Origin of the sequence: Methanobrevibacter thaueri, from assembly GCF_015062915.1 — an archaeon.
GTDB lineage: Archaea > Methanobacteriota > Methanobacteria > Methanobacteriales > Methanobacteriaceae > Methanocatella > Methanocatella thaueri_B.
Genome location: NZ_SUTJ01000001.1, coordinates 1 through 5,944 on the forward strand (window position 1 = coordinate 1; position 5,944 = coordinate 5,944).

The 5,944-nt window shown below is 38.3% G+C and carries 5 protein-coding genes, 1 tRNA gene and 1 pseudogene; 1 reads left to right on the forward strand and 6 read right to left on the reverse strand.

Going from position 1 to position 5,944, the window contains the following annotated elements; translation table 11 throughout:
- The 5 genes and pseudogenes from E7Z78_RS00005 to hypA all read right to left on the reverse strand — a co-directional run.
- Positions 1-416 (reverse strand): annotated as a pseudogene (locus E7Z78_RS00005) (hypothetical protein); the annotation flags it as partial.
- 36 nt (positions 417-452) lie between these two features.
- Positions 453-525, reverse strand: a tRNA-Ala gene (locus E7Z78_RS00010).
- 50 nt (positions 526-575) lie between these two features.
- A complete protein-coding gene (locus E7Z78_RS00015; RefSeq protein ID WP_303723136.1) occupies positions 576-1,607 on the reverse strand; it encodes a DUF354 domain-containing protein in 1,032 nt (343 codons plus the stop codon).
- 21 nt (positions 1,608-1,628) lie between these two features.
- Complete coding sequence (gene hypB, locus E7Z78_RS00020; protein ID WP_303723137.1) at positions 1,629-2,282, reverse strand: hydrogenase nickel incorporation protein HypB; 654 nt, start codon at positions 2,280-2,282, stop codon at positions 1,629-1,631.
- Positions 2,283-2,298: 16 nt separating this feature from the next.
- Entirely contained in the window at positions 2,299-2,676 is a 378-nt protein-coding gene (gene hypA / locus E7Z78_RS00025; RefSeq protein WP_303723138.1) for a hydrogenase maturation nickel metallochaperone HypA, read from the reverse strand.
- Between the two features lie 182 nt (positions 2,677-2,858).
- Between hypA and E7Z78_RS00030 the strand changes: the two genes are divergently transcribed.
- The gene (locus E7Z78_RS00030) at positions 2,859-4,007 is read left to right on the forward strand and encodes an aldo/keto reductase (protein ID WP_303723139.1); all 1,149 of its coding nucleotides are present in this window, start codon (positions 2,859-2,861) and stop codon (positions 4,005-4,007) included.
- On the opposite strand, the gene E7Z78_RS00035 is transcribed toward E7Z78_RS00030, so the two are convergent.
- Positions 4,004-5,944 (reverse strand): Zn-binding domain-containing protein (locus tag E7Z78_RS00035; RefSeq protein WP_303723140.1); only part of this gene is annotated, 1,941 nt, incomplete at its 5' end. The two genes, E7Z78_RS00030 and E7Z78_RS00035, sit on opposite strands and share 4 nt — an antisense overlap.

The window sequence follows — 5,944 nt, forward strand, 5'->3', positions numbered from 1 at the left end:
TTGGATATCATCAAATATCCGAAGAATAATCCTAATAACCATAAAATCAAGAATGACCTGTGCATTAATCCTCCAAATATAGTTATACCTGCAAGGAAAATTATAACGAAACGCCTAAGCGGTCGTATGTCTACTCCCGATTCCTTCATCACCTTCAGAGAGGCTAAAGCCGCAACAGTACCCAATAATGCCAATGGACCGAACGGGTGAGTAAATTCCGCCTGACTCGAAGCCAATACCAGAAGGGCAATGTCTCCTGCAAATATTAATGTGAAACCTCCCATCAAAAACAATGACAAGAATGTGACCACACTAAGTGACAGTGGAATAAGGTTTAAAGCAAACACCCATGTAACAAAAAGCATTATTGCTACTTCAACAATCAATTGTAAGTGGTTTTGAGCAATTAACAACATATTCTAATCACAAATTCTTTTTTTTAAGTAATAAAATGGACTGACCGGGATTTGAACCCGGGGCCTCCGCCATGCCAAGGCGACGATCTACCATCTGAGCTACCAGCCCATAAAAAAATTAAGTTCAATTAATATATTAGAATGATTTAGTATAAAAAACTATTTACCATTTTTTGCTAAATCATATAAATTATCAATAATTACCTGGAACAGGTCATCAGTTTGGATATCTATCTCCTCATGAGGATTGACTATGAAATCAAGCGCCTTGTTGATAACCTCATCTGAGTCAATGGACCTGAACATCAATCCCTTGTCAATATAATATTGATCAACAGACAATGTTTCACCAGGATAACATGAGATAACAGGAGTCTGAAGAATTGCAGCTTCCCTATTCATTGTTCCTCCAGCACCAATTACCAAATCGGACTTTTTAATGATGCTTGAAGTGTCAACAGGAGGCTTCAATATTGAGACGTTTTCTATGCCTTCAAATATCTCTGCCTGTTCCTTGAATCTTGGAAGAATCAGGATATTGGCAACATCCTTCAGCTCATCAACGATTGGAGATAAAACTGATTTTCTGCAATCAGTATTAAGATAAGAAGCCAGTGAAGGTTCCGGCCTCATTAGAATGGTTTTCGGATGTTTCAATTCCAAATTCAAATCATCGAAAACGTTATCATTATATTCAAAGCTTTTGAAATGCATCAATTCGGAGGTTCCATCATAAGATATGATAGTGTTCGGGTCTGCACCAAACTTCATTAGCTTCCACATGTCAATGATTTTAGGAGTGATGATCCTGTCACATAATGGGAGTGTAAGCTTATTGGCTGCAAGAGCATGCTCATTGTCCAGTACGTAAAGGCTTGGAATTCCCAATCCAAAAGAGATTCTAGGAAGTTCAATGGAATGCTTGCTAAGGGCGACATCCACCTTTTCGCCATTTATGATGTCCACAAGGTTATATACCCTTTCTGTGCTTTCCCTTAATTTATCGTAAAGACTTACTCCATGCTTTCCAACGGAAATGAAGTCAATGTCATACATTTCCATCAACTTATGGATATCACCAAACTGTCTGGCTGTAACTATTACATCCTCACCTTCCGCTTCGAGGTATTTGATTACGTCCTTGAAGAATCTTACGTGAGGAGCATTTGAAATATCTATCCATACTTTCATGAAACCACCTTTAATTTAAGCTTAATTGTTTTTTGCTTCTTCTATTGCAGCAATAATCTCATCCAATCCAGTTCCTTCTTTCAAGCTGGATTTGATTACTTTGATATTAGGATTTAATTTTTGAGCGTCTGCCACCATCTTGTCCGCATCTGCTCCAACAGCATCTGCTAGGTCAACCTTGTTGATTACAACAACATCAGATGTCTGGAAAATGATTGGGTGTTTTTCAACTGTGTCGTCACCTTCGGTTACACTTACAACAACAATTCTTAAATGTGAACCTAAATCAAAGTCAACAGGGCAAATAAGGTTTCCCACGTTTTCAATGATTACCATGTCCAAATCGTCTAATGGCAAGTCTTCAAGACCGTGACCTACTAAATGAGCATCTAAATGACATTCTTTACCAGTGTTAAGACCAACTACTGGCACGTCATGTTTTTCAATACGTCCTGCATCGAATTTTGAGATAACATCTCCTGCAAGAACTCCAATTTTATAATCAGTATTATCAATGATTTCTTCTACAAGTGTTGTTTTTCCAGATCCGATAGCTCCTACGAAATCAACACAGAAAATGTCTTTGTCTTCTAAGTTTTTTAAGTTTTTATCTGCTAATTTCTTATTAGCGTCCATAATATTTTTTGCTACTTCTACATCAGCTACTTGGTGCATTCAATTCGCCTCCTACTTAATTATCATCAGGTTTTTCAATTACAATATTTTTAACAACAATATCCTTACCATTTAAAGTTTCTACACTTAAACTGTCACATTCAGGACATTTAACAAGTGGAGCATAATGGTCACTGTCATCGAGTATAGCTTCACCATGGAAATCACAATCGTTGCATTTAATTTCTGCTGGAATTTCTTCAAATTTAATTTCAGCATTCTCCATTATAGTATTTTCAATTAGAACACCTAATATGAATTCTAATTGTTCCGGATTTATCATAGCAAGCCTTCCCACTTCAACTGAGACTTCATTAACTTCAGTTGCATTATTGGCCTCTGCAGTTTCAAGCACTGCATTAATGATACCTTGAGCCATAGATAATTCGTGCATTTTATTACTCCTATATAAATATTAATATTATAAATATTGTTTTATTGATTTATAAAAGTATTTAATATATAGGAATTATTGGAGTAATACTGAAAATTTTTATCAAATATAATAATTGTTGATATTGACAACATTTATATAATGAAAGACTTAAAAATAAAAAGTAAATAGGAGATAGTATTATGACTTACAAATCAAAGTTCGGTTTTGGATGTATGAGATTGCCTCAAACAAATCCAAACGACCCGACAGCAATCGACCAGGAACTGTTCAACCAGATGGTTGACATATATATGGAAAAAGGATTCAACTACTTTGACACTTCTTACGCTTATCACAATGGAAAGAGTGAGGTTGCAATAAGAAAGGCAGTGGTTGAAAGGTATCCTAGGGAATCATACAGAATCTGTGACAAGATGCCAACATGGGCGCTGACCTGTGAAGAGGACAATGAAAAATTCGTGAACGAAATGCTTGAAAGGCTAGGCATCGACTACTTTGACGTGTTTTTCATCCACAACATCAATGGACCATGGGTCAAAAACGCAATAAAAGCAAACACATTTGAATACGTTAAGAAAATGAAGGAAAACGGTGTTGCTAAAAAGATCGGATTCAGTTTTCACGACAAATCAGATTTATTGAAAAAAGTTCTCGACAAATACGGAGACATGTTCGACATCGTCCAATTGGAACTCAACTACCTTGACTGGGAAGACCCATCAATCGAGGCACACAAATGCTACGACCTGTGCGTTGAGCATGGACTTGACGTTTACGTGATGGAACCTTTAAAAGGCGGTGTTATCGTCAATCCGAATGATGAGATTAAAAACGATTTCAAAAACTTCAATCCTAACAAGTCAATAGCAAGCTTTGCAATCAGATTCTGCGCATCACTAGAAAACGTTAAGATGGTATTGAGCGGAATGAGCAAGATGGATGATTTGCTTGACAACTGTGATACCTATGAGAACTTTGAAGTGTTAAGCGATGAGGAAAACGAGTTTCTGGAAAGGATGGCATTGAAACTTGCAGAAAATGTAGCGGTTCCATGCAGCGAATGCGGATACTGTGTTGACGCCTGTCCTGAAATGATACCAATACCTGAATATTTCCATTTATACAATACAAGCAAGAATCAGCCGGAATCAAATATCTACAGATTATACTATGACAAATTGGCTGATGAGAAGGTTCCTGCAGAGGAATGCACATACTGCAGCACATGCATTGACCACTGTACTCAAAAAATAGACATACCTGAAATGCTTGAAAAAGTATGCGAACACTTTGAGGAAGGTTTCAGCCCATATGCAGGGGACCCTTAGGAAACCCTCATCTTCAATTCCTTAACCATTTCACCATTCTTATTTATTTTTGACGCTTTTTTATAATATTCAATGGCCTTTGGGAAAATTCCAGAGTGATAATATATAAGACCCATCAATGCAAGGGCTTCTGAGTTTTTATCATCAAAATCCAATAGTTCCTCAAGGATTTCAGAGGAAGTTGCAAGATCACCCTGTTCATATAAGTCATAGGCCTCCTCATACAATGTATCGACATCATCAAGTGAGTTCAACTCCACATGTTCCTTTTGAGGCTTATTTGTCAAAAGCACCTCAAGTTCATTTGCCATCTCATTTGACCTGTCCGCAGACAATGCCTTTTTTGTAAATACAAGTGCAATATCCTTTTGGTCCTGTTCATACAATATCTGAGCCATCAATGTCAATGCCCTTGCATTCCTGTTGTCAGCAGATATTATGCTGTTTAAGACATCCTTTGAAGCGGAGTAATTGCCTTTCTCATACAGTTCATATGCCTCGTCAAACTCGTCCGGCAGTTCAATGTCTTCTATGATGACTTCAGCCTCGACTTCCTCACTGTCCCCTGAAATCAAGTCTGACATGTACTTAAGAATGTATTTTGTGGCGTTCTTATGCAGTGGCTTGTTGTCGTTTCCGCATTTCGGTGAGTATATGCATGCCGGACATCCGCTTTTGCACTGGCAGTTTTCCAACATGTCAATGGTTGAGTTCAAAAGGTCGATGAATACGTCAACAGCCTTTTCACAGATGCCTATTCCACCCTCATAACCATCATATATAAATATTGTGGCTTCCTGAGTGTCCTCATGATAATTTGTGGAAAGTCCTCCTATGTCAAACCTGTCGCACATGGTATGCAATGGGAAAAGTCCAATCAATGCGTGTTCGGCACCATGCAATCCTCCGGCGAACACCTCTTCCTCATTTGGAAACATATCTTCCAGGGTATCCTGAACCCTTTTAGGTATTGTGAACCACAGTCCCTTGGTATTGAACTTCAATGGAGGCAATTCAAGTGGGTATGTTCCTATTGCCTTTGAGAAATGCATTTTCTTATACTTGAAGTAGTCTTCACTAACTGTAAGCTCTCCGAAATGTATTGTAAGATCTCCATATTTTGTCTTGGACAGTTTCTTTTTGATACTGATGTCTGTCTGGTTCAATACCATTGTATGATAGTCAACCACTTCTTTTGAAACATTTACATAACCGCTTTTAAGATTAACGCTGTTTACCACATAGGTGTCACCCTTGTTGATTAGAATTGCACCCTCATGGGCTTCACGATAGACCTGTGAGCGTTCCATAGTCTCCAGAAGCATTCCGTTATTCATTACCTTGAATTCCTCTGATGAAATCTGGTCCAGTGAATGGTCCATTGCAGGATTGTCATCATAAGGATACATGAAGTCACCTTTGTGGTTTTCATGCAAGTCCTCTTTAGCAACAAGCTCATCTATGACATTTTGTGAGATTGAAAAGTATTTTTCAGCCTCTCCCCTTTGAAGCGGCAATTCCTTAGCGGCGCATAATAAGTGAGCTTCCTGAAGTATAGGATTTGTCAAGTCAATGATTGCATTCTCATGGGGCTTGTCGAAGAAGAATTCAGGATTGTTCATGAAGTATTGGTCGAGCTGATTTTCAAATGCAATCAATACTGCAAGTGACTTCTGATTGCTTCTTCCAGCCCTTCCTGCCTGCTGCCATGTGGAAATCATTGTTCCGGGATATCCTGAAATGATGACCGCATCCAATGAACCTATGTTGATTCCAAGTTCCAATGCATTAGTGCATGTTACTCCAAGATATTTACCTGTTTTAAGTCCCTCTTCAATTTCACGCCTTTCCTGTGCCTGGTATCCTGCACGATATGCTGCAATCCGATGTGCCAATTTTCCCTTAACCTGACCCATGTCCTTTTTGGCCCACATTGC